Annotated in this window: 24 protein-coding genes, 2 tRNA genes and 1 pseudogene; 9 read left to right on the forward strand and 18 right to left on the reverse strand. The window is 30.9% G+C overall.

The genetic code is table 11. The features are described from left to right. Positions 1-6 precede the first annotated feature (6 nt). On the forward strand, positions 7-288 hold the full coding sequence (locus DZ65_RS0106625) for a DUF309 domain-containing protein (RefSeq protein ID WP_024787863.1): 282 nt from the start codon (positions 7-9) through the stop codon (positions 286-288). On the opposite strand, the gene DZ65_RS0106630 is transcribed toward DZ65_RS0106625, so the two are convergent. After that, positions 285-707, reverse strand: a complete 423-nt coding sequence (locus DZ65_RS0106630) for a phosphoribosyltransferase (RefSeq protein WP_024791419.1) — start codon at positions 705-707, stop codon at positions 285-287. The genes DZ65_RS0106625 and DZ65_RS0106630 overlap by 4 nt on opposite strands. 77 nt (positions 708-784) lie before the next feature. Here DZ65_RS0106630 and DZ65_RS0106635 point away from each other — a divergent pair. Both DZ65_RS0106635 and DZ65_RS0106640 read left to right on the forward strand, forming a co-directional pair. Then, a tRNA-Ile gene (locus tag DZ65_RS0106635) sits at positions 785-861 on the forward strand. 3 nt (positions 862-864) lie between these two features. Beyond that, positions 865-940 (forward strand) — tRNA-Phe (locus DZ65_RS0106640). A gap of 203 nt (positions 941-1,143) precedes the next feature. Here DZ65_RS0106640 and DZ65_RS0106645 read toward each other — a convergent pair. The 8 genes and pseudogenes from DZ65_RS0106645 to ribA form a co-directional block, all read right to left on the reverse strand. Further along, a complete protein-coding gene (locus DZ65_RS0106645) occupies positions 1,144-2,223 on the reverse strand; it encodes an FtsW/RodA/SpoVE family cell cycle protein (RefSeq protein WP_035908208.1) in 1,080 nt (359 codons plus the stop codon). After that, positions 2,211-2,687, reverse strand: coding sequence for a CZB domain-containing protein (locus tag DZ65_RS11525; RefSeq protein WP_369792333.1), 477 nt, complete (start codon positions 2,685-2,687; stop codon positions 2,211-2,213). Before DZ65_RS11525 ends, DZ65_RS0106645 begins: the two co-directional genes overlap by 13 nt. 24 nt (positions 2,688-2,711) lie before the next feature. Then, positions 2,712-3,083: pseudogene (locus tag DZ65_RS11530) on the reverse strand (methyl-accepting chemotaxis protein); the annotation flags it as partial. A gap of 465 nt (positions 3,084-3,548) precedes the next feature. Then, positions 3,549-4,082, reverse strand: coding sequence for a PAS domain-containing protein (locus tag DZ65_RS0106655; RefSeq protein WP_024791422.1), 534 nt, complete (start codon positions 4,080-4,082; stop codon positions 3,549-3,551). Then, the gene (locus DZ65_RS0106660; RefSeq protein ID WP_024791423.1) at positions 4,079-4,456 is read right to left on the reverse strand and encodes a hypothetical protein; all 378 of its coding nucleotides are present in this window, start codon (positions 4,454-4,456) and stop codon (positions 4,079-4,081) included. The genes DZ65_RS0106655 and DZ65_RS0106660 overlap by 4 nt, the downstream gene beginning before the upstream one ends. Then, on the reverse strand, positions 4,443-4,637 hold the full coding sequence (locus DZ65_RS0106665; RefSeq protein ID WP_024791424.1) for a PP0621 family protein: 195 nt from the start codon (positions 4,635-4,637) through the stop codon (positions 4,443-4,445). Before DZ65_RS0106665 ends, DZ65_RS0106660 begins: the two co-directional genes overlap by 14 nt. Further along, complete coding sequence (gene rsmG / locus DZ65_RS0106670) at positions 4,625-5,161, reverse strand: 16S rRNA (guanine(527)-N(7))-methyltransferase RsmG (protein WP_024791425.1); 537 nt, start codon at positions 5,159-5,161, stop codon at positions 4,625-4,627. Before rsmG ends, DZ65_RS0106665 begins: the two co-directional genes overlap by 13 nt. A gap of 8 nt (positions 5,162-5,169) precedes the next feature. Next, complete coding sequence (gene ribA / locus DZ65_RS0106675; protein ID WP_024790000.1) at positions 5,170-5,727, reverse strand: GTP cyclohydrolase II; 558 nt, start codon at positions 5,725-5,727, stop codon at positions 5,170-5,172. Positions 5,728-5,779: 52 nt separating this feature from the next. Between ribA and argF the strand changes: the two genes are divergently transcribed. The 4 genes from argF (at position 5,780) to DZ65_RS0106695 (ending at position 8,395) form a co-directional block, all read left to right on the forward strand. Beyond that, complete coding sequence (gene argF / locus DZ65_RS0106680) at positions 5,780-6,709, forward strand: ornithine carbamoyltransferase (RefSeq protein ID WP_024791426.1); 930 nt, start codon at positions 5,780-5,782, stop codon at positions 6,707-6,709. Then, complete coding sequence (locus tag DZ65_RS0106685) at positions 6,694-7,065, forward strand: DUF2603 domain-containing protein (RefSeq protein ID WP_024787873.1); 372 nt, start codon at positions 6,694-6,696, stop codon at positions 7,063-7,065. Before argF ends, DZ65_RS0106685 begins: the two co-directional genes overlap by 16 nt. Positions 7,066-7,161: 96 nt before the next feature. Further along, positions 7,162-7,917 carry a peroxiredoxin gene (locus DZ65_RS0106690; RefSeq protein WP_024790002.1) on the forward strand — a complete coding sequence of 252 codons (756 nt, stop codon included), beginning with the start codon at positions 7,162-7,164 and terminating at the stop codon, positions 7,915-7,917. A 70-nt stretch (positions 7,918-7,987) separates the two neighbouring features. Then, positions 7,988-8,395 carry a Fur family transcriptional regulator gene (locus DZ65_RS0106695; RefSeq protein WP_024787875.1) on the forward strand — a complete coding sequence of 136 codons (408 nt, stop codon included), beginning with the start codon at positions 7,988-7,990 and terminating at the stop codon, positions 8,393-8,395. A 123-nt stretch (positions 8,396-8,518) separates the two neighbouring features. Here the strand turns inward: DZ65_RS0106695 and pyk are convergent, their stop codons facing one another. Together pyk and aroF are read right to left on the reverse strand one after the other, a co-directional pair. Then, positions 8,519-9,901 carry a pyruvate kinase gene (pyk, locus tag DZ65_RS0106700; protein ID WP_024787876.1) on the reverse strand — a complete coding sequence of 461 codons (1,383 nt, stop codon included), beginning with the start codon at positions 9,899-9,901 and terminating at the stop codon, positions 8,519-8,521. Between the two features lie 209 nt (positions 9,902-10,110). Next, complete coding sequence (gene aroF, locus DZ65_RS0106710; RefSeq protein WP_024787877.1) at positions 10,111-11,169, reverse strand: 3-deoxy-7-phosphoheptulonate synthase; 1,059 nt, start codon at positions 11,167-11,169, stop codon at positions 10,111-10,113. Between the two features lie 143 nt (positions 11,170-11,312). Between aroF and DZ65_RS0106715 the strand changes: the two genes are divergently transcribed. Continuing rightward, entirely contained in the window at positions 11,313-12,065 is a 753-nt protein-coding gene (locus DZ65_RS0106715; RefSeq protein ID WP_035908210.1) for a 3'-5' exonuclease, read from the forward strand. Here DZ65_RS0106715 and DZ65_RS0106720 read toward each other — a convergent pair. Beyond that, a complete protein-coding gene (locus tag DZ65_RS0106720) occupies positions 12,055-13,716 on the reverse strand; it encodes a GGDEF domain-containing protein (RefSeq protein WP_024790924.1) in 1,662 nt (553 codons plus the stop codon). The two genes, DZ65_RS0106715 and DZ65_RS0106720, sit on opposite strands and share 11 nt — an antisense overlap. Beyond that, positions 13,713-16,145 carry an HD domain-containing protein gene (locus DZ65_RS0106725; protein ID WP_024790925.1) on the reverse strand — a complete coding sequence of 811 codons (2,433 nt, stop codon included), beginning with the start codon at positions 16,143-16,145 and terminating at the stop codon, positions 13,713-13,715. The genes DZ65_RS0106720 and DZ65_RS0106725 overlap by 4 nt, the downstream gene beginning before the upstream one ends. A gap of 45 nt (positions 16,146-16,190) precedes the next feature. Here DZ65_RS0106725 and mqnE point away from each other — a divergent pair, with 45 nt between their 5' ends. Continuing rightward, entirely contained in the window at positions 16,191-17,255 is a 1,065-nt protein-coding gene (gene mqnE, locus DZ65_RS0106730; protein ID WP_024787879.1) for an aminofutalosine synthase MqnE, read from the forward strand. Here mqnE and DZ65_RS0106735 read toward each other — a convergent pair. From DZ65_RS0106735 to DZ65_RS0106755, 5 genes are read right to left on the reverse strand one after another with little or no spacing between them, the layout of a single operon-like run. Beyond that, positions 17,246-17,602 carry a response regulator gene (locus DZ65_RS0106735; RefSeq protein WP_024791427.1) on the reverse strand — a complete coding sequence of 119 codons (357 nt, stop codon included), beginning with the start codon at positions 17,600-17,602 and terminating at the stop codon, positions 17,246-17,248. The genes mqnE and DZ65_RS0106735 overlap by 10 nt on opposite strands. Continuing rightward, positions 17,602-20,688: an ATP-binding protein gene (locus tag DZ65_RS0106740; protein WP_024787881.1), complete on the reverse strand. Its 3,087-nt coding sequence runs from the start codon at positions 20,686-20,688 to the stop codon at positions 17,602-17,604. Before DZ65_RS0106740 ends, DZ65_RS0106735 begins: the two co-directional genes overlap by 1 nt. Beyond that, positions 20,685-21,065, reverse strand: coding sequence for an SEL1-like repeat protein (locus DZ65_RS0106745; RefSeq protein WP_024787882.1), 381 nt, complete (start codon positions 21,063-21,065; stop codon positions 20,685-20,687). The genes DZ65_RS0106740 and DZ65_RS0106745 overlap by 4 nt, the downstream gene beginning before the upstream one ends. After that, positions 21,062-22,042, reverse strand: coding sequence for an Hpt domain-containing protein (locus tag DZ65_RS0106750; protein ID WP_024787883.1), 981 nt, complete (start codon positions 22,040-22,042; stop codon positions 21,062-21,064). Before DZ65_RS0106750 ends, DZ65_RS0106745 begins: the two co-directional genes overlap by 4 nt. Further along, a complete protein-coding gene (locus DZ65_RS0106755) occupies positions 22,042-22,467 on the reverse strand; it encodes a PAS domain-containing protein (RefSeq protein WP_024787884.1) in 426 nt (141 codons plus the stop codon). Before DZ65_RS0106755 ends, DZ65_RS0106750 begins: the two co-directional genes overlap by 1 nt. Positions 22,468-22,516 lie beyond the last annotated feature (49 nt).

Raw genomic sequence — 22,516 nt, forward strand, 5'->3', positions numbered from 1 at the left:
AATTATATGGAAAAACTTGAAATTTTTAAAGAACTGATAATTAAAGAAAAATATTTCGAAGCACATGAAATATTAGAAGCTGAGTGGCATAAAATTAGAAAAATGGACAATGATTTAAAATGGGCTTTAAAAGGCTTAATAAACGCGGCCGTGGCGATGGAGCTTAAAAAAAGAAAAAGAGACGGATATAAGCTGGTTTGGAAAAATTTTGAAAAATATGAAAAATATTACGATTTAGATGAAAATATAAAAAAAACTGCTGAATTTGTCAGAAAATATAAGCCTTAATATTTTTCCCAGAAAAATTCTATCCATTCTTTTGTTTCATGAAAATAAAAGTCAGGTTTGAATTTTGATGCAGGTTTATAAAAAATAGCAATTGATTTAAAATTTTTTTGAGGGTATTTTTCTTTCAATTTTTTCATAACTTCCAAAAAAGTATCACCGCTGTCGCTTATATCATCCACCACTAAAATATTTTTGTAATTTTCCAAATTTGGGATATTCCAGACTTTTGGTTTTGAAAGTTTTGTTGTTTTATCGTAAGAACTTGCATTTATTGTAAAAACTTCTTTAAGATTGAAAATTTCAGCCAAATGATGAGCCAAAGTCATTCCGCCCCTGATTATTGCCACTATTGCATCCGGTTTTGGGATTTGAGAATTTTGCAAATCAATTTTCATCTCTTCATAAGAATAAAATTTCATAAACTTCCTTTTTTTAAAATTATACTATTTTTACCCTTGCATTTAAAAAAAAAAATCGATATAATTTCAATCCGTTTGGGCTCGTAGCTCAGTTGGTTAGAGCAACCGGCTCATAACCGGTTGGTCGCAGGTTCGAGTCCTGCCGAGCCCACCACCTGCCCAGGTAGCTCAGTCGGTAGAGCAAGGGACTGAAAATCCCTGTGTCGGCGGTTCGATTCCGTCCCTGGGCACCATCATTATAATGTAAAATGAAAAGTGAAAAATGTAAAATTATTATTTAATATAGTATCTGGCACTGTATATTGAATAATAAATGATTAATAATGGAAAATGAATAATATAAATAGAATTAGTGTCAATATAGTGTCCTGGTACTATAAAATCAATGAATAATTGATAATTTATTTTAGATTATTCATTATCCGTTTTCCATTCACTACTTTACCCCGTATGTGTGAATAAATTCTTTTCTTGAGACCAGATTTTCAAGTATTGCAAAAAGTATCATAAAATTAATAAAACTTGTTCCCCCGTGACTTATAAGCGGAAGAGGGACCCCTACCACGGGAGCCAGGTCCATAGTCATTGCCATATTGATAAAAGCATAGGTAAAAATCATTATTCCAACCCCTCCGTACATCACTTTTGCAAAATAATCGTCTTTTAATTTTTCCGCTTTGTCAATAAAATAAGCCACAAGTAAAAAATATAAGCCGATTACAAACAGTGCGCCCAAAAATCCGAATCTTTCAACAAGATAGGCAAAAATAAAATCGCTGCTTACAATGGGTAGGAATTTTAAATTTGCCTGCGAGGCGTTTTTTTTGCTTTTGCCTTTAAGCCCTCCGCTTCCGATGGCAATAATCGACTGTTTTACATGGTAACCGGGTTTATTTAGAAAATGTTCGATTCTTTCTTTTTGATAATCCTTCATAAAAAACTTATAATAAACAGGTGCAAATAAAATGCTGAAAATTCCAATGCCGAGCCACACTTTTTTATCTACCCCTATTATAAAAAGAACACCGAAACCTATTATTAAAGTAATAAGAGCGGTTCCCAAATCAGGCTCTTTTACAATTAAAATAAAAGGTATTATTATGTAAACGGACAGCCTTAAAAATTCTTTAAATGAATAAAGAGGCCTGGGCGGGTATTTGTAAATTAAGTATCCCAGCATAAGCAAAAGTGTTGTTTTCATAAATTCTGCGGGTTGAATTGTCGCATTTACCAGTGGTATTCTCAGCCATCTTTTGGCTCCGAGAATTTTTACGCCGAAAATATCAACGGCAATAAGCAACACTACATTCAGCCAGTATATTATCGGGATAAGCCATAAAAGTTTTCTTATCGGTATCAGATATACCGTTATGAATACAAAAACACCTATGCCTATATAAATAAGCTCTTTGTAAAAAAGTTTATGCGAAATTTCGTTTATTAAAACGAGGCTTATTATTATAAAAGGCAGTATTAAAAAAAGAAGAAAAAAATCGAATTTTTTTAAGTATTGCATGGTTTTTCGGAATATTTCTCAAACAGTATATCCATCGTTTTTTCGAGTGATTCGGAGACATGCTCTATTTCTTTGAAAATTTCTATAATTTTGTCTTTTTGGTTTATGCATGAGTGTTCAGGAATGCATTCCAAAGCTCTGTTTGTTAAAGCGTGGATTTTTTTATGCAGTGTGTCTTTAATCTGTTTATATTCAGGATAACAGCCTATTTTGTTTACAGTATCCTGCATTAGCAGCCATCTTCCAAATTCACATTCATTATCTTTTGTTAAAGGAATCTCTTTCTCTTCTATAATTGAATCATGGGTATTTAACTTATATATCAAATGTGATAATTTGGCTAAATCCATCAATAATCTCAAACTTGCCAAATCCACATATTTTTTGTTTTCAAGCGATTTGTCCCTGAATCCTTCAATCATTGCGGAAACTTCATCCACATCGTCTTTTGACTCTATTGCCATAGATGTTATTTTTTCAGAATTTGACTGAATCTCACTGGTTTCCTGCTGAAGGGTTTTGATTGTTATTGATATTTCGCTTGTCGCCTTTTGTGTTCTCTCAGCAAGTTTTCTTACTTCGTCGGCAACCACCGCAAAACCTCTTCCGTGTTCACCGGCCCTTGCAGCCTCTATTGCCGCATTGAGCGCCAGCAAGTTTGTCTGGTCGGCAATATCGGTGATTAATTCAACAATTTTTCCAATCTCTTCCGTTCTGTTATAAAGCATATTAATGGCTTCGTTTGTATGGGAAATAAAGTTAATAAGTTCATTTAATACATTTGAAAGGTTAATTGTTTTTTGAGAGGATTTATCCGCTCCTTCATAAATTTCGGTTGAAAGGGAATCTATTTTTTGCATAAATTCTTTCAGTTTTTCATCAAGAGAGAGTTTAATTTCGTTTAACTGTTTATTTATTCCTCCCCCTAAATTGTTAAGTTCTATTGCAAGTTCGTTTCTTTTGGTTTCTTTTATTGCCGTTGAGATGGATTTAATCGCTTTGTTTACCTTTTCAACGGTAAATTTGAATTTTCCCTTATATCCTTCAATCGGAATATCCCTGTAATCGATTCCGTTTTCCGCCGCTTCTATGGAATATGAAAGATCTTTTTCAAAAGCCTCAAGCTGATCAAGCAGATTATTCAGTGCCCATGCTGCATCGTGAAATTCTGAATTTTTATTAATATTGGTGATTCTCGGCTGAAAATTTCCGTTTTGTGCTTTTTTTAAAACCTCTTTAATTTTTTCTTTTAAATTATCTTTTTTTTCTTGATTTAAAGTCTGTCCATTATTAAAAAAATCAGTGCAATTAAATAATTTAAAGTTTTAGAGTTCATTGATAATTCCTTTTTGAATTTTTATCATTAATTCATTGAAATTCATATTTTTTGAGCTCAAAAGTTCATTTACGGCATCAACTCCGGCTTCCATCCCCTCGCTTGCTTCAATGGAAAGTAAATTTTGATACAGCGGCTCAATTATATTTTTAAATCCATCTCTTGGCTTTCTTCTTACGGAATAATATCCTATATGGCTTCCGTTAGCGTCAAATGTCGGGGAAATATTTGCCATTACCCAGTAATATCCTCCGTCTTTTCTTAAGTTTTTGACATATCCGAACCATTCTTTTCCGTTTTGAATATGCTCATACAAAATTTTAAATGCACATCTCGGCATATCCGGATGTCTCAGTATATTATGGGGTGAGCCCAATAATTCGTTTTCGCCATATTCGGACAGTTTTATAAATATTTCATTACCGTATAAAATTCTGCTTTTTAAATCTGTTTTACTTACAATAAAATCCTCTTCTTTTAAGATATACTCTTTTTCTATAGGGGTAATTCTTGGCTTTTTCATTTTTCATCCTTTACTTTGATTCCGTCTATTCGGTATTTTACCAAAACTTCTATTTTTTCAAGAGAATCTGCCAAAAAAATTATTTTTGTATCCAATAAATAATTTTCAGCGGTTTTCTGAAAAATTTCAGCTTTTTGCAAACTGTCTGTAAATGCGTATTTTGCGTTTAAATTGGCAATAAAAATCAGCTCTTTTACCGAATTGATTATAACACCGTAGGCAATATCGTTTTTTTTGCAAAAAACAAATGTGTCAATTAATTTATCGTTATATTCAAAAATTATTGTTGTGTTTGAAGGAGTGTTTTTTATTTCTTCAATTGAGCTTACTTTTATAAAATTTTCATTGCTAAAGGGTTTTTCAAGAATCAGCATCGCATTCCCTGCAGTAATATTTTCCGTTTTTAAATTTTGCGTCTTTTTTTAATACAAATGTTTTGCAATTTTCGCACTGAACGAATTCATTTTCATCATTATCTTTTTTAATTTTTTTATTTGGTCTAAACATATAATAAACAACTCCTATAATAATTAAAAATACAATTATTTTACCCATTGCTTTGCCTTTATAAAAACATAATTTCTGTTTTTTTTATTAATAATTTTAGCATTTATTCCCCCCAGTTCTTCCAAAGCATTGGAACCTTTATATAAAAGTATTGTACCATTTTTATCTAAAAAAGGATTTACCAAATTTAAAAAATCGTCTGTTTTCATAACCGCCCGGCTTGTGATTAAATCCGCTTTGCCGATATCCGATTTTTCCACTCTTTTTGGAATCACTTCCACATTGTTTAAACCTAAGAGTATTTTTATATAATTTAAAAAACTGTATCTTTTTTTTAAAGGTTCAATTAAATACCATTTTGTATTAGGTAAGGCAATTGCTAAGACAAGTCCCGGAAATCCGGCTCCCGTGCCCACATCAGCAGCGGTTTTTGCCTTTTTGATATATTCGAGTGGAAAAAGAGAATCTTCGATTTGGGCAAAAATTTCTTCTTTTGTGGTGTAATTGGTAAATTTATGTGTTTTATTCCATTTTAACAGCTCATTTGCAAATATTTCGTATTTTTTATTCATTTTTTATTTCACAATTTGTGTCCGAGTTTTTCTTTTTTTGTTTTTAAATAAAATTCGTTGTAAGGGTTTGGTTTTACAATTATAGGAATTCTTTCAACCACCTCTATTTCTTTAAAAGCGAATTCTTTTTTTGGATTGTTTGTTAAAAGCCTTATTTTATTAATACCGAAATCTTTTAAGATTTTTTCCACTATACCAAAATCTCTCATATCCGCCTCAAATCCCAACTGATGATTGGCTTCCACGGTATCAAGTCCCGCATCCTGCAAGGCATAGGCGTTTACTTTGTTAAATAACCCTATTCCTCTTCCCTCCTGTCTTAGGTATATTACCATTCCCCCTTTTTCATTTATTGTTTTGAGAGCCTCTTCAAGCTGTTCTCCGCAGTCGCATTTAAGGCTTCCCAGCGCATCGCCTGTTAAACATTCGCTGTGAATCCTTACAATAGGTGTTTCGGGTAAATTCTCTGTGAAAATAACCAGATGTTCTTTATCGTTTTCTATGAATGAGCGTATTTTAAATTTTCCGTATCTTGTCGGGAGATTGGCTGTTTGCGAAATTTTCAAAAAAACTCCTTTTTTTGATAAAATTATATCTTAATTCAGATAAAGGATAGAAATGAGACATTTTTTGTGGTTTATAGATTATAAAAAAGAGGAAATAGAAGAAATAATAAAACTGGCGTTTCAGATAAAAAAAGAGACAAAAGCCAAAATTTTTAAACCTTATTTAAAAAATACCCAGCTTGCTATGATTTTTGAAAAAAGTTCAACAAGAACGAGGGTTTCTTTTGAAGCGGGAATAAACCAGCTCGGTGGAAACGGCCTTTTTTTAAGCAGCCGCGATATTCAGCTTGGACGGGGAGAGCCTATAAAAGATACTGCAAGGGTTATTTCGAGAATGGTCGATTTGGTGATGATTAGAACATTCGGACAGGAAAGGCTTAGCGAATTTGCAAAATACTCACGTGTGCCGGTAATAAACGGGCTTACGGACTTATGTCACCCTGTGCAGCTGCTGGCTGATTTAATGACTGTGATTGAATTTAAAAAATTTGATTTTCGCAGTCCTGAAAAAACGTTGGTTTCTTATGTGGGGGACGGCAACAATATGGCACATTCCTGGGCAATTTTAGCGGGTATTTTAGGATTTAATTTGAATATAGCGACACCAAAAGGCTATGAAGTGGATAATTTTATTAAAAATAAAGCGCTTGAATTTGCCAAAGTCAGCGGTGCTTTGATTAATTTTTATAATGACCCTAAACTTGCCGTAAAAAATGCAGATGTTGTTACTACCGATACATGGGTCAGTATGGGGCAAGAAAACGAAAAAGAAAAAAGAATAAAAGATTTTAAAGGATATGAGGTAAATAATAAATTAATGACTATGGCTAAAAAAGACGCAATATTTTTACATTGTCTTCCGGCATACAGGGGATATGAAGTGAGCGAAGAAGTGTTTGAAAAATATGAAGAGGCAATATTTGCTGAAGCGGAAAACAGACTTCATGCACAAAAAGGTTTAATGGTATGGTTGAAAAAATAAAAAAAATTTCTCCCAATCCGGCAATAATAAAATGTATGGATTATGAATTAAAAGAAGGGGATAAAAAAAGTTCTCTTTGGATTATAGAAATAGACGATAAAATAAAAGTGGCCCTGAATTTTGAAGAATATATATCATTAATAGAGGGGATGAAAAAACTGTTAAAAGAAAATTTTGATTTAAAACTTGAAAAAGCCATTTTAAGCGAGTTTCCGATTGATTATGACGATGTAAAAGCTGTAGTATTGGAAGAGATGAAGGAATATCCTGATAAAAATATTAATGATGTTGTTAGAAAAATAAAAACAGAACACCCGAATCTGTTTTATGATATAAATGTAGATAATATCTTCTAAAAGAAAAATTTTTTCCTTTTTTTTATTTTTTCCTTGACAAATAAATATTTTTTAATTATAATTGCAATGTAACAAAAAGTAATAAAGGAGTGCCAAATGGCATGCGAAAAAGATACAAAACAATTGGCTAAAGAAGCCGAAAATAAAACACAAAAAGAGGAGGTAAATATGGAAAATGTTCAAACACAAAGTGGAGTATTGGTATTAAAAGAAATGCCTGAATTTAAAGCGGAAGCTTATAATGCGGAGTCTGGTCATTATACAGAAGTCAGCAGCGAAGATTATAAAGGAAAATGGACAGTAGCATGCTTTTATCCGGCAGATTTTACATTTGTATGCCCAACTGAAATTGCGGCAATGAATGCGGCACTTCCGTTTTTAAAAGAACTTGGGGTAGAAGTATTGGCTGTTTCAACAGATACTAAATTTTCACATAAAAGATTTGTGGAAACCGAACCACTATTAAAAGATCTTAAACTTACAATTGCTCAGGACCCAACTGGTGAAATTACAAGAAAATTCGGTGTAATGATTGAAGGTGCGGGACTTGCACTTAGAGGTAGATTCTTAATCAATCCAGATGGACAAATTGTAGCTGAAGAAGTTCAAGCTCCACCTGTAGGTAGAAGCGTAAAAGAATTTTTAAGACAAATTATTGCTCATCAGCATGCATATAAAACTGGAGAAGTTTGCCCTGCAAACTGGAAACCTGGTAAAAAAACACTTCCTGTTAACACTGATGTAGAACCAATGACAGGAAATGTCGGAGGTTATGTAACACTAGAAGATTTAATAGATGAAAATGATGTAAAAGAAATGGAAGAAATGGTAAAAACGTTTAAAAACGCTTAATTTCTTCTTTTTCTGTTTTTTAAAAAATATTTCTTTATATGTTTTTTAAAAAACAGAAAGAAAGGTTAATATGAAAAATATAAAAAATATTCTTGATAATTCCACTCTCAAGACAACACCTCAAAGACTCGCTATTTTAAAAGAACTTGAAAATCAGGGACATGCAAGTATTGAGGAAATTTATGAAAAAATAAAAGAGATGTTTCCAAGCATTTCTCTTGCAACTATTTATAAAAATATTACCTCTTTAAAAGAAGAGGGTATTATAAGCGAAGTTTGTCTGCATCAAAAGCCAAAATACGAATTAAGCAAAGAAGACCATGCTCATTTTATATGTAAAAACTGCGGCAGAGTTATAGATGTGCCTTTGAATAAAAGTATTATAAACGATATAGAGGAAAAATTCCCTGATACACAAAAAGAGCTTTATATTTACGGTATTTGTGAAGAATGCAAAAAAGAAATGAAAAATAAATAAAGCTTTTGCAATTGTTTATGCTTCCCATAATGAAAAATTAGCCGGAGAAATCAGAAAAACAATAGAAGAGTTTTTATATAAAAATTTTCCGGAAATAGAATTTTATTTTGATATTGAAATTATTTAAATTTCAATAATCCTTATCATATTTGTAGTTCCTTCTTTTCCTACAATACTTCCCATTGTGACAATAATTTTGTCTTTGGGTTTTAGAATGTTGTCTTGTAAGGCAATTTCACGGAATTTACCAATCAATCTTTCAGGATTTTTTATTTTAGGGACTTCAATTATATTTTCAACCCCCCAGACAACTTTTAATTTTCTGCTTGTAACTCTACTGTGCGTTACAGCGATAATAGGGGATTTCGGCCTGTATTTTGCAATACTTTTTACAGTTGTTCCTGAACTTGTGAAACATACAATAGCCTTGGGGTTTATACCTTTGTCTAAATCAGAAATACTTGCCGCAATGGCGTCGATGTCTTGGATTTCGTATCTTTTATTATACGGATAAATATATTGGGTTTCAATTATTACTTTTTTCAATGTTTCAACCGCATTAACAGGATATTTCCCGACTGTGGTTTCATCACTGAGCATTACCGCATCGCTTCCGTCCATTACCGCATTTGCCACATCACTAACCTCGGCTCTTGTCGGAAAAGGGGAATTTACCATCGATAAAAGCATTTGCGTTGCCGTTATTACAGGTTTTTTTAATTTATTTGCACGTCTTATTATTTTCTTTTGGATAACGGGGACTTTTTCAAGTCCCACTTCAATTCCCAAATCGCCTCTTGCCACCATAACTCCGTCTGCGACTTCGATTATTTCATCTATGTTTTCAACACCTTTTTTTGTTTCAATTTTTGCAAAAACCCAAGGAGAGGCATTGTTTTGTTTTAAAATCTGTTTTGCTTTTAATATATCATCTTTAGAGTTTACAAATGAAATGGCGACAATATCTACTTTATTTCTTGCACCAAAAATCAAATCTTTTTTATCTTTTTCGGTAATAGCTGAAATTTTAAGGTCGGAATGAGGAAAATTAACCCCTTTTCTGCTTGAAAGCACTCCTTCATTTTTTACTTCCAGAGTAATGGAATTTTTATCTTTATCTATTACTTTTGTACGGATGCTTCCGTCCGCAAAAAATACATATTCTCCTGTTTTTACGTCATCGATTATTTGAGGATAGCTGATTGTTAAATCATAAACTGTTTTTGGGTTTTTTTTGACAAGTCTTATTTTATCGCCTCTTTTAAGCTCAAGCAAACCGTTAATTTCGCCTATTCTTATTTTGGGGCCGCTTATGTCCTGAAGTATGGCTGTTTTAGAATTTAGTTTTTTTGCAGTTTCCCTTATTTTTAAAATGGAATTTTTATGGGTTTTATGGTCGGCATGGGAAAAATTAAGTCTGAAAACATCAACCCCCTCTTTTATTAAATCTCCGATTTTATCTATCGAAGCAGGGCCGAGTGTCGCTACTATCTTTGCTTTTTTCATTAAAGGCCTTTCATTTGCAGATATTCTTTAATTTCTTTAATAAGTATTTCTTTGGTTCAGGAGCTTTTTTCAGTGCTTCTTTTGCGGTGATTATTGAATCTGTTAAAATTTCCTTTTCCATCACAGACTCCTTTACATAACAGATATTATAACAAAAAATTTTAACAGATTGATATCAAAAATTTATGAAAAAAAAGAAGAAAAAAAGGTTATTTTACTTTTATGCAGTCTGTTTCTTTTTGTGCGTCAAATTCCCACCACTCTTTTTGGCTCCAAGGAATAAGGGTTTTTAGTTTTTTCATTAAAAATTCAAAATCCCTTGGTAATAAAGCCTGGTCTCCGTCGCTTAGGGCTTCTTTCGGACAGTTGTGCATCTCAACAATAAGTCCGTCGGCTCCGACAGCCATACCCGCATAAGCAAGTGCGCTTACGAATTCCCTTTTTCCGGCCGCATGACTCGGGTCTACTATTATAGGCAAATGTGTCATTTTTTGCATTATAGGGACCAGTGTTACATCAATGGTGTTTCTAACACTCGGTTCGTATGTTCTTGTGCCCCTTAGACAGAGGATTACTTTTTCATTACCCTCACTCATAATGTATTCGGCACTCATTAAATGCTCTTTTAGAGTCGATGCAATACCGTTTTTAAGAATAACAGGTTTATCAAGTTTCCCAATTGCTTTAAGAAGCGGGAAATTTTGCATATTTCTAGCCCCTATTTGGATAACATTGGCATATTTATATACAACATCGATATCTTCTATGCTCATAAGCTCAGTTACAATTGGAAGTCCTGTCTGCTGTTTTGCTTCCATAAGCATTTTAAGACCATCTTCGCCGTGTCCCTGGAACGAATAAGGCGAAGTTCTCGGTTTATACGCTCCTCCTCTTAGCATATGGGCTCCGTTTTCTTTTGCAACTTTTGCCAAATATACCACATTTTCTACCGTATCAACGCTGCAAGGCCCGGCTATAATTACTTTGTTTCCTCCGCCGACTTTTACGCCTTCAATGTCAAATACGCTGTCTTCAGGATGGAATTGTCTGCTTGCCCTTTTAAAAGGTGCCGATACTTCCAAAACTTTTGCAACACCCGGAAGTGTGTTAAGAGGTTTTCCGGAGAGATTTGTTTTATCCCCTATAATTCCTATAACCACCTGTTTTTCACCCGGGGCTACGCTTACCTCATGACCCCAGTTTTTAATCTGTTCAATTGTTTTATTAATCTCTTCTTCACTGGCTCCCACCCTCATTACCAATACCATAAATATTCCTTTAAAAATAATTTTTGCAATTATAATGAAGTTTTTCAGTATTGTCAATAAAAAAAACTATTAATTAATAATTTTTTTCCAAATTAGTGTTATTTTAATATTTTAATTGATATAATTTCATAAAAAAGATAAAAATGGATAAAATTAAATTGTTAAAAAACGGAGTGAGTAAAGAAAAATTTTTAAGAATTTTTCAAAAAGATTATCCGGGGTTTGATTTTGAGAGTATGTTTGATGTTTTAAAGTTTCAGGGTCTCCCCTTAATAATAAAAGATGAAAAAGTTTTTTTAAAAACAGCTTTAATTTCTTTTAAAGATACTGAATATGTGGTTGTTGACATTGAAGTAAACAATTCAAAGCCCCAAAGAGGGCAGGTTATTGAAATAGGAGCGGTTAAAATTAAAAATTTAAAAATAACCGACAGTTTTGATTTTTTAATTTATGCAGATGATGTTCCTGTTTTTGTGGAAAGAGTGACTGGAATCAGCCAAAAAATGCTGGAAAATGAGATGTCTCAAAAAGAAATACTTAAAAAATTCAGGCTTTTTTTGGGAGATTCTGTTTTTGTGGCTCATCCTGCGGATTTTGATTTTAATTTTTTGGTTTATCAGTTTGAAAAAGAGAATTTAGGCAAACTTCTCAACAGATGTGTATGTACGTTAACTCTGTCTCAAAAAACCATTAAAGCCAGCCGTTACGGTCTTAAATATTTGATGGAAGAGCTTGATTTGCCTGAAGAAACCCATCACAGGGCTCTTGGAGATGCCAGGACAACTGCGAGGGTGTTTTTAAAATGTCTGGAAAATCTGCCAGAAGAGATACTCAGTGCGGAAGATTTGATTGAATTTGCAAAACCAAGAAAAAATAAAAATAAGCTTAAGAACTGATATAATTTTGATATTCTTTTATTTCTTTGTTGAATAATACCACTTTGTTTCTTCCTGTGTTTTTAGCTTCATAAAGGGCTATATCTGCCAGTTTTATACACTCCCACCCTTTTTTGCATTGGTCAGGATAAATGCTGATACCTATGCTTACGGTTTTTATGATACTTTTTCCGTTGTCAAGTTCAATTTCTGTTTTTTCCATAGTGTTTTTTATTTTTTCGGCAACTTTTTTTGCATCATCGATAGATTTTATGTTTTGTAAAATAATTAAAAATTCTTCACCTCCGTAACGTACGGCTATATCACTTTTTCTGATTGATTTTTTTAAAATTTCTGATAACTTTTCCAATGTTATATCTCCTGATTTATGTCCGTAAGTATCGTTTACCTGTTTGAAATGGTCTATGTCTATCATTAAGAATCCAAGCTTTTTATTTTCCCTGTTTGCAGAAGCTATTAAAATAGGAAGCGTATTTTCTAAATATCTCCTGTTAAAAAGTCCTGTAAGGGGATCTTTGATGGTCTGCTGATGGAGGAGTTCAAGTGTATATTTAGATTCTAAAATAGATGAAATTTCATTTAAATACGCCTTTAAAAACGGCAGCATGTTTTTTATGCTATTTTTTTCATTTTCATTATTTATCATTATTTTTAATATTCCGTTAAAATTGCCGCTGTTTGAAAAAGGAATGCAGATATAATTATTTTCACAAAAATGTCTTTGGCAGATACCCGGATATTTTAAAGAATTTATTTCATTTTTAGTTCTGTAGGCTCTGCATAAAAGAAAATTCTCTTTTACATCGCAGCATTCTTCTTCTTCTGTTTTTTCATATATTATTTCTTTTTTATTGCTGTCTATTCCTATTAAGATAAAATTATTAATTCCTTGATTTTTAATTACATTAATTAATCTGTTTAATACACTTTCGATATTTAAATCTTCCTCTATAAGTCTTTTGAATTTAAAAATTTCACTCAACTGTTCAATTGTCTCTTTTGCATCGTTTAAAGGGTCGGAACTTTTTTCTTTTTCTATAAGGGTTGTATATTTGTTTTCTATAACGCCGAAACTTTCTTTGAGTTTATTTAAAAAATAATTATACGAATTTACAAAATCTTTTGCTTCTCCTTTTAATTTAGTCGATATCTGCTGGTCAAATTTACCTTTTAAAATTTCTTTTGTGCTTTTATTTATATTTTCAAAAATTTCCAGATAGGGATTTAAATAATAATTTACCGTCAATATAATAATTACTAAAGAAATTAGACCTATTGTAATTAATTTTATTAAGGCAATAAATAATTTTTCATAATATTCTTTTGCATCGTATGTAATTTTTATAATATTTTTTTTGTTTAATTTAATGTAAGAAATTATTGTTTTATCTTTTTTATCGTAAATTGTCTTTAAATTCTTATATGTTTTTAATATTGCTATGTTTTTTATATGCGATGAATTGTTTATTATATTTATAAGTTTATTATAATCCTGGGGTTTTGAATTTAGAAAAAGACTTTTTATAAAGTTATTTTCATTTTGAATTACGGTATTTGAAAAATTTAAAAACGAGTAGGTAATTGCAACGGTTCTTAAAGTGGTGGTAATAATCATAATTAAGGCAATAATAAGTAAAATTCTTTTTTTCATGTTAACGCCTTTAATATATTTTCTTTTTTTTCGCAAAAGCCGTTTTCTTTGGAAATGATAAACAAATCTCTTGCTATATTTTTTTGTGTGGATATTTTAACATCTTCGACTCTTATTTTAAAATCGTCCAAAACCTGTAAAATTGTAGAGACTATTCCTTTTTTATCTTCTGTTTTTATTTTCATCGAAGCGTAATTGGGGGAGTGAAAGCAGTCTATTTTTATTTCCCTTTTTTTAAATTTTACTTTTGTTTTAATTTGCTGATTTTCTTCAAAAGCTTTTTTTATGTAATTTTCAATTAAAGGGATATCAAAATCTTCCACATTATCGTTAAATTCTATTTTGAAATATTTAATTTCCCCTATCTTATATATGCTAAGGTGATTAAGCGGCAGTTTTATTTTTTCCAAAAACCATCCGATGGAAAAATTTAATTTGTCTTCTTTTGCCAAATGAATTGTCAAATGTGTTTTGTTTTCGATTTTATACTTAAAATTCTGTGTATCTTTGAGCCACAGGGCTGTTAATAAAATTTCATTAATGCCATTTTGTAAAAACAGCTGATTGGACGGGGAAGTCAAAAGCTGAATTTGAAAAGATTTTGGGAGTTTTTTAAATTCTTCTTTATTTTTAAGAATATTTTCTTTTCTTTTTCTTATGGCTATTTCATTAATTAATTCTTTATGCTTTAGTGCCGTTAATGTATTTTCATAAAGGCTTTTAAGCAGGCTTGCTTTAAAAGGGGTGTATACGTCTTTACCCACGGCCTTGATGTCGGCAATGGTTAAAATATATAAAAGTTTTAAAAAACGTTCGTTTTCCATTGTTTGGGCAAAAGAAAGGATTACTTTGTCGTTATATATGTCTTCTCTTTGGGCCACATTTGACATTAATGTATGATATTTTACAAGTTTAAAAACAGTGTCGGATTCAAACCCTAAATTTTGGGCAAAATTTTTTGCTATTTTGGCACCTATTATGCAGTGGTCTCCGCTTCTTCCTTTTCCGAGGTCGTGAAAAAATGCACTGAATCTAAGAATCGCTTTATCTTTATTTGATAGCCTTTTAAATTCGTCCAGACATTCTATTTCTTTTAACGTATATAATGAATGGATATCCACAGGATAGTGATGATATCCGTCAAACTGTGCTAAAAATTTTACTTTTTCAAAAGGCGGAAAAAGTTTTCTCAGTTTTTCCGCTTTATAAAGTGCAAAAAACAGAGGATATAAATTTTCTTTGTAAAAAAGTTTTTTAACATTTATTTTTTGAAATTTTGTTTCTTTTAAAAGTGAAATTAAAGAAATATCCCATTTTTTAAAATCCGTATCAATCAGTGTTTTTATTAAATCGTTAAATTTTATTTTTACATTAAACCTTGTATATAAGGTTTCCTCACATAAATAAAAATTTTTTTTAATTCTTGTTTCTTTGATTTTCGAAACAGGATATTTATATAAATAAGGCTTTATCAGTCTTTTTATTGTTATATTTGTAATAAGATTTATTTTCCATAAAGCTTTTAACAAATCTTTTATAAATTTTCTTTCCGCTTTTAACCTTGGGGAATCGGTGTATCCTAAATTCAGGGCTATTTCCCTTTGATATTCCAAAATAACATTATCAGTTTTTTTCCTGGCTGTTAAATGAAGGTATACTCTTGTTTTAAATAAAAATTCAAGTGAGCTTCTGTATTCTTTGAAATCGTTTTCATTAATATATTTCGGTATTAAATATGATGTGTTGGGATAATTAAAAAGTACTTTGGTTATCCATAGAAGGGTATTTGAATCCCTTATTCCACCGAATCCGTCTTTTATATTAGGCTCCATTGTAACAGGATATTTTTTATGGCGTTCCAGCATTTCCTCGTATTTGGCCAGAATATAATCTTTTTTGTTGTAATTTCTTATTTTGTTTAATTCATTTTGGGTTTCAACCCATAAAAATTTGCTACCTGTTATAAATCTGCTCTCAAGCATTGCGGTTTTAATGGTTATATCTTCGTTGCTTGCAGGAAATAAATCTTTTATTTCATGAACCCTGTGTCCTATTTTTAGCCCCAAATCCCAAAGCATTATAATGAAATTTTCTATTATTGAATTTATATTGTAGCCTTTGATATTCTTATAAACTATCATTATATCTATATCGGAATAAATGGAGAGCTGTTCCCTTCCGTAACTTCCGAGCGCTATAACGGTAATAGGAATTGAATTCACAGGGGGTGAATAATCATCGAAAGTTTTTTTCATTAAATATTTATAAATCAGCGAGATATAATAATCCATTTTTTTTGTGTGTTTTACAAAGAAATCTTTCCCGCCTTCAATTTTTATATTTTGAAGATAATTTTTTATCTCTTTTTTTAAAATTTTTGATATTTCAAAATCATCGTTACTTGAATAAATCAGCTCTTCCAGTTGCATTTTTGCCTTTTTTGTGATATTTTAACAAAAAAATAAAAAGGATTGGTGTTGATTTTGAAAAAATTGAAAAATCGTGAAAAATTGTCTTTAAAAGAAGCGGCTAAATTATATGATATGGACCTTTTTACCTTAGGGGAAACGGCTAATACAATAAGGGAAAAAAAATTTGGCAAAAAAACATATTTTAATATCAACAGGCATATAAATCCGAGCAATATTTGTAAAGATGTCTGTAAATTCTGTGCTTTTTCCGCCCATAGAAAAAATCCCAATCCCTATACGTTAAGTATTGAAGAATGTGTTGAAATTGCTAAAAACGCTTATGCCAAAGGGGCAAAAGAGGTTCATATAGTATCGGCGCATAATCCGTATGTGGGGTATGAGTATTATATGAATATAGTAAAAGCCATAAGAGGGGAACTTCCAGATATTCATATAAAAGCGTTTACGGCCGCTGAGGTTAATTTTTTTAGCGGACTAAGTGGAAAAAGTTATGAAAAAGTGCTTGATGATATGATTGAAGCCGGCGTTGATTCCATGCCCGGGGGCGGGGCTGAAATATTTGATGAAAAAATTAGGGCTAAAATCTGCAAAGACAAAGTGAGCAGTGAAAACTGGCTTAAAATTCATGAACTTTGGCATAAACGCGGGAAAAAATCAAATGCAACCATGCTGTTCGGACATATTGAAAACAGAGCCCACAGGATTGATCATATATTAAGAATAAGGGATTTACAGGAAAAAACAGGCGGTTTTAACGCATTTATACCTCTTGTTTATCAGCGAAAAAACAATTATTTAAATGTAAAAAAATTTTTAAGCGGGGTGGAAATTTTAAAAACTATGGCAATAAGCAGAATTTTACTTGAAAATGTTCCTAATATTAAAGCGTATTGGGTCACTACGACGCTTAATTTGTCTCTTGTGGCGCAAAATTACGGGGCAAACGATATTGACGGAACGATTGAAAAAGAATCAATTAATTCAGCGGCCGGCGCTAATTCGGCAAACGGTTTGAAACTTGACGAACTTGTGCATCTTATAAAAGACAGCGGATATATCCCCGTAGAGAGGGATAGTTTATATAACGAATTGAAAATTTATAAATAAGAGGCGATTTTATCTAAAAGAATAGACGGATTGATAGGCTTTATTATTACTTCCTTTGCACCTTTGTTTAATGCTTCAACTCTTTTTGAATCGTCTGTAGTTAAAACAATAACCGGTATGTTCATGCATTCCGGTTTTTTGGAAGGAAGAATTTCCAAAAAATCCAATCCTCCCATTAACGGCATTACCAAATCTAAAAGGATGATATCTATGTCCGGGGTTAATTTATTTAATGCATCTATCCCGTTTTCTGCTTCGATAATTTCATAATCTCCTTTTTTTAATATAGCTTCCAATAATTTTCTGTTTGTGGCGTCATCATCCACTATAAGAATTTTTTTTGCCATTATTTAACCTTTTTAATAGAATTTAGAATATTTTCAGGTAACAAATCTTTTATTATTACGTCTGCTTCTATATCTGTATCGCTTAAAGCAATGATTTTTGTATTGTTGTTTTTTAAGGTTGATATTAATTTTTTAATATCAGAATTATTGAACCCGTTTTCTATCAATACAATATTTTTAGCATTTGAATTAAGTAAATTTGACAATTCTTTAATACTTTTTGCAATTTTAGCTTCAGGAATTATGCTTTTTAAATACTGGGCAAGTAAATCTGTATCCGAAGCAATTATAATATTTTCTTCTTTTTGAATGTTTTGTGGATTTTCCTCAATATTTTTTTCATTTGTTTTTTCTGTTTCCAAACCTTTATAATTTTGTAAATTTTCTTCTTTTTCAAAAGTTTTTGAATATTTGTTTTTGGAGACATTTTCAATCACTCTTAAGAGTTCTTCTTTTTTTATCGGTTTTGAAATATAATCATCCATACCGGCGCCTAAAAATCTTTCCCTGTCTCCTTTTAATACATTGGCCGTAACGGCAATAACAGGAGTATGAGGTATTTCTTCTTCTTCTTCAAATTCAAGTATTTCCTGAGTCGCCTCAATACCGTCCATTACAGGCATTTGTGCATCCATAAATATAACGTCGTATTTATCAGAATTTGAAGAATATTTATTAAACGCTTCCAATCCGTTATGGGCTAAATCTGTTTTTACGCCAAGCCCTTTTAAAGTAGTTTCCAATAATTTCATATTAATCGGATTATCTTCTGCAATTAATGCATGAAGTTCATAAATAGGTTTTTCAATTTCAGCTTTTTTTACTTCTCTTTGTATTTTTTCTTTTGTAAACAATGCTGCATTATAGAATTTTGAAGGAACGTTCGGGTCATAAATATTAAACTGTTTAAAATCAAGATTGTCTATTTCTTTTTTATAAGCCAGGGAAGAAATTAAAATTACGGGATAATTTACATGTTCCAATTCTTTAATTTTATCTTTTTCACTTTCTTCATAAAAGATTGTTACAGCGTCAATAATTTCGTTTTTTGACAATTTGTTCAGTTCATTGACATCATTGAAGCCGATTTTATTAATTCCGAAGAAGTTTAAATATTCAAGGCTTAAATCTTTTCTTTTTGTGTCTTTAAAAGTGTTAAGAATAGCAAATGTTAAATTTGAGAATATATTTTTTCTGTATTTAGGTGTTGCATCGGCAATATTAAACCATAAATCAAAATAAAATTTACTTCCTCTGTTTATTTCACTCTCAACCTTTATTTCTCCTCCCATCATTTCAATATAGGATTTAACGATGGTAAGACCGAGTCCTGTTCCTCCGTATTTTCTTGTTACGCTTTCGTCAGCCTGGGCAAATGCTTCAAATATTTTGTTTTTCTGCTCTTCGCTCATTCCTATACCGGTGTCTTTTACTTCAAAATAAATATTTGCCCTGTTTTCCCTGATTTCCTGGAGTCTGACATTTACTTCTATAGTTCCGTTTTTATGTGTAAATTTAATGGCGTTGTTTATTAAGTTGGTTAAAATTTCTTTTATTTTTAATACGTCTCCTCTTACAACAGAAGGAATGTCAGGCGAAATATATGACACGTATTCGATTTCTTTTTGTGCGCAAGGGGTCGTAAATACTTCCAATGTATTTTCTATTTCATCTTCTATTTTAAAATCTATTTCTTCTAATGTTAATTTATTACTTTCGATTTTTGAAACATCCAGAATGTTATTTACTATTTGCAATAGGTTTTCGGCACTTTGAGCGATAGTGTTTATATAATCCTGTTGTTCGGGTGTGAGTTCTGTTGTTTTAAGAAGTTCCAAAAATCCCAAAATACCGTTAAGAGGTGTTCTGATCTCATGAGACATATTTGCAAGGAATAAAGATTTTGCTTTTGAAGCTTCTTCGGATTTTTTAACGGCTTCTTGTGTAATGGCGATGGCTTCTTCTGTAATTTTCAAAGCTTCATTCATACCTTTAGGGGTATTGATATCTATTTGAACATTTTCACCTGTAATAGGTGCCAATTTGTTTAATGTGTTTGATAATGCTTTAATATGTGACCTTATAGTTTTATCGATATAAAAACCTAAAATTAAAATCAATATGGCAATAATAAAAATCACTATTGCAATATTCCTTTTTTTTATAGAATTTGAAATCAGATTGTCAATTTGTTTATTAATATCACCGTTTATCATATTTACGCTGTTTTTAAAATAAGAAATTCTTTTTGTGAAAATATTGAAATAGTCAATTGCGTCAATAGGATAACCTTCAAAGTCATTATTTAAATAATAACCCATATTTGTTTGCTGAATGTAAAAAATAGTATCTTTAATGGCTTTTTCTATTCTTTTAAACTGTTTATCTTTAAAAAATTCTTTTGCCTTTGGATTTTTGCTCAAATTGGTAATTAATATATTTGAATCATGATAATATTTCATTAAAATGTTTTCATAATCCTTGTCACTCATAGGCTTGTCCGCTGTAATATAATATGAACCGAAACCTCTTGTAATACCTGAATATGCAATCATTTTGTCAAGTTCGAGTTTTAAAGCAAAATTCAGTTTTACCGTTTGAGGGAAATGTTGAAATATTTTAGCTTCAGTGTTCAATATCTGATTTTCAAGATTTGTATAATATGTAAAAAAATATGTGTGAATATAATCAGTTGAAAACGAATCTATTTTTTTTCTTATGTTTGGTAAATTGTTTAATAAATTCAAAATATTTTTGCTGTCACTGTAAAATTCGGGATTTTTATTTAAAAATTTCTTCAAATCATATATTGCCGTATCAAAAAGTTTTCTTTTTTGCATTAAAAGTTTTTTTGATTCGGGATAATTTCCCTTTGATACAGCATAAATTGAGCTGATACCTCTTTCCTGACCAAGATAAACAAGTAAATTTTCAAGTTTATTACCCAGTTGCAGATATTTAATGTTTAATGTGTTTGATTTATATGTTTGAAATTGATTATAGAGGTTATAGCCGCTCCAACCTATTAAAATTAAAGACGGCAGCCATATTGCAATTGCCAGTAGTTTTGATAATGATAGTTTCATTGTTTTAACTCCTTAAGATTGATTTTTGCGGGACATTTTAAACTGTTTTTTTTAATTAACATTTGTGCTCTGAAATTGCCTAAATTTTTTGCCGCACATAATAAAAGTCTTGCTTTTTTTATGTCTTTCTCAACACCCCAGCCGTTTAAATATAATTCACCGAGTAAATTCAGCGCCTGCGAAGAAGGTTTGTTAGAATTTATGGATGAATTAATTATCTGTTTTAAATAGCTGCCTGCTTCAATAAATAACGTATTTGCTTTTTGCGGGTCTGAATTTAGCAGATGTTTTGCTTTTTGAATATCTTTAAATGCAATAAAATATAAATTTTGAGAAAAGACAAAAGTAATTAAAATCAATAATATGATTTTTTTCATTTATTTTCCTTTAATATATACTGCAAATCATTTAATGAATCAATTTTTGTATTTAGCAGTTTTTCGATAAATTTTTTATCTTTTTGAAATTTTTGTTCGTCCTGTGTTTCCAGATAAACTCTTATGGTGTTTAAGACTATATTTTTAATTTTCGGGTCTATTTCAATATTTTTATTTTCTGATTTTTTATTTTCTTTTTCTGTATTTTTCTTGTTTGTCAAGGGTGAAATAAAATCATAAAATTTATCTGCCAGATTTTTAATAATGCTGATATCTGTTTCTTTTTTAGCTTCTTCATCGATAGTTTTAAAAATTAAGGCAAGATTTGAAAGTCGTAGATTTAAAGAGGCCCCTTTTAAAAAATGGGCTATTTCGTGTATTTCTTTATAATCATGTTTTTCAATGGCTTTATATAAGGCGTCTTTTTTTTCTTTAAACTGTTTTAGCAAATCGTTAAACAGTTCATCGGTCATGTTTTGGTCTATGCCCAAATCTTCCATAGCGGTATTTAATTCTTTTTCAATTATTTCTTTAATGTTTTCTTTTTTTGCAAATATTTTTTCGCATTCGCTTATGTTGTCTTCAAAATTAAGTTCAATCGGTTTTTCTTCCTCTTCTTCTTCGATAATGTTTACTTCCGGCGTTTGTAAAGCCTCCATTATTTCTTCTTTTGGAAGCACTTTCAATTCGTTTAATTCGTTATCCATTGTCGCATGGGAAAGTTCTTTTTCTTCATTATAGGAAAATTCTTCTATTTTTTTCAGATGAAATATATCCAAATTTTTTAATGTTATCAGATTTTCTTTTGTAATTTTGAAAATATTGTTTTTTATCTGTATTGAATTTTTATTTAAAACGGCCATTTCAAGTTCCAGCTGCGTTATAACCTGTGACATTTCTTCCAAAGCTATATTTAATGTGTTTAACAAATTTTTGCCAAGAGCAATTATTTTTCCGTTTTCATAGACAATTAGCATTATTTTTCCTTTTCTTTCATTTCTTTATAAATTTTTTCATATTTTTCTTTATCTTCTTTTGAAACAGGTCTTCTTGCGGCAATATAACCCGTTTTTATACCGTTTTCATCAAATACCGGTTCAATGAAAGCTTCCACCCAGTAATATTTGCCGTCTTTTCTCAAATTTTTAACAAATCCCCTGAATTTTTCATTTCTCTCCAGCGCATCCCACATCTGTTTAAAAACGGTTTTTGGCATATCAGGATGTCTTATAATGTTGTGGGGCTGACCTATCAATTCCTGTTTTGAATAACCTGAGAGTTTACAAAAAGCAGTATTTGCATATGTAATTATACCTTTTAAATCTGTTTTACTTATTATAGGTCTTCCAAATACTCCAACATCTTCGAATGTGACTTCTTCATCAATAGGGGTAGGTTTCATAATTAAACCTTTGTTAATTTTATTTTTGCTATTTTAACTAAAATTTAGT

Origin of the sequence: Lebetimonas sp. JS032, from assembly GCF_000523315.1 — a bacterium.
Classification (GTDB): domain Bacteria; phylum Campylobacterota; class Campylobacteria; order Campylobacterales; family Nautiliaceae; genus Lebetimonas.

Coding starts and splice junctions, on each gene's coding strand:
- DZ65_RS0106625 (WP_024787863.1), top strand. CDS start 7: ATGGAAAAACTTGAAATTTTTAAAGAACTGATAATTAAAGAAAAATAT.
- DZ65_RS0106630 (WP_024791419.1), bottom strand. CDS start 707: ATGAAATTTTATTCTTATGAAGAGATGAAAATTGATTTGCAAAATTCT.
- DZ65_RS0106645 (WP_035908208.1), bottom strand. CDS start 2,223: ATGCAATACTTAAAAAAATTCGATTTTTTTCTTCTTTTTTTAATACTG.
- DZ65_RS11525 (WP_369792333.1), bottom strand. CDS start 2,687: ATGGCAATAGAGTCAAAAGACGATGTGGATGAAGTTTCCGCAATGATT.
- DZ65_RS0106655 (WP_024791422.1), bottom strand. CDS start 4,082: ATGAAAAAGCCAAGAATTACCCCTATAGAAAAAGAGTATATCTTAAAA.
- DZ65_RS0106660 (WP_024791423.1), bottom strand. CDS start 4,456: ATGCTGATTCTTGAAAAACCCTTTAGCAATGAAAATTTTATAAAAGTA.
- DZ65_RS0106665 (WP_024791424.1), bottom strand. CDS start 4,637: ATGGGTAAAATAATTGTATTTTTAATTATTATAGGAGTTGTTTATTAT.
- rsmG (WP_024791425.1), bottom strand. CDS start 5,161: ATGAATAAAAAATACGAAATATTTGCAAATGAGCTGTTAAAATGGAAT.
- argF (WP_024791426.1), top strand. CDS start 5,780: ATGAGACATTTTTTGTGGTTTATAGATTATAAAAAAGAGGAAATAGAA.
- DZ65_RS0106685 (WP_024787873.1), top strand. CDS start 6,694: ATGGTTGAAAAAATAAAAAAAATTTCTCCCAATCCGGCAATAATAAAA.
- DZ65_RS0106690 (WP_024790002.1), top strand. CDS start 7,162: ATGGCATGCGAAAAAGATACAAAACAATTGGCTAAAGAAGCCGAAAAT.
- DZ65_RS0106695 (WP_024787875.1), top strand. CDS start 7,988: ATGAAAAATATAAAAAATATTCTTGATAATTCCACTCTCAAGACAACA.
- pyk (WP_024787876.1), bottom strand. CDS start 9,901: ATGAAAAAAGCAAAGATAGTAGCGACACTCGGCCCTGCTTCGATAGAT.
- aroF (WP_024787877.1), bottom strand. CDS start 11,169: ATGGTATTGGTAATGAGGGTGGGAGCCAGTGAAGAAGAGATTAATAAA.
- DZ65_RS0106715 (WP_035908210.1), top strand. CDS start 11,313: ATGGATAAAATTAAATTGTTAAAAAACGGAGTGAGTAAAGAAAAATTT.
- DZ65_RS0106720 (WP_024790924.1), bottom strand. CDS start 13,716: ATGAAAAAAAGAATTTTACTTATTATTGCCTTAATTATGATTATTACC.
- DZ65_RS0106725 (WP_024790925.1), bottom strand. CDS start 16,145: ATGCAACTGGAAGAGCTGATTTATTCAAGTAACGATGATTTTGAAATA.
- DZ65_RS0106735 (WP_024791427.1), bottom strand. CDS start 17,602: ATGGCAAAAAAAATTCTTATAGTGGATGATGACGCCACAAACAGAAAA.
- DZ65_RS0106740 (WP_024787881.1), bottom strand. CDS start 20,688: ATGAAACTATCATTATCAAAACTACTGGCAATTGCAATATGGCTGCCG.
- DZ65_RS0106745 (WP_024787882.1), bottom strand. CDS start 21,065: ATGAAAAAAATCATATTATTGATTTTAATTACTTTTGTCTTTTCTCAA.
- DZ65_RS0106750 (WP_024787883.1), bottom strand. CDS start 22,042: ATGCTAATTGTCTATGAAAACGGAAAAATAATTGCTCTTGGCAAAAAT.
- DZ65_RS0106755 (WP_024787884.1), bottom strand. CDS start 22,467: ATGAAACCTACCCCTATTGATGAAGAAGTCACATTCGAAGATGTTGGA.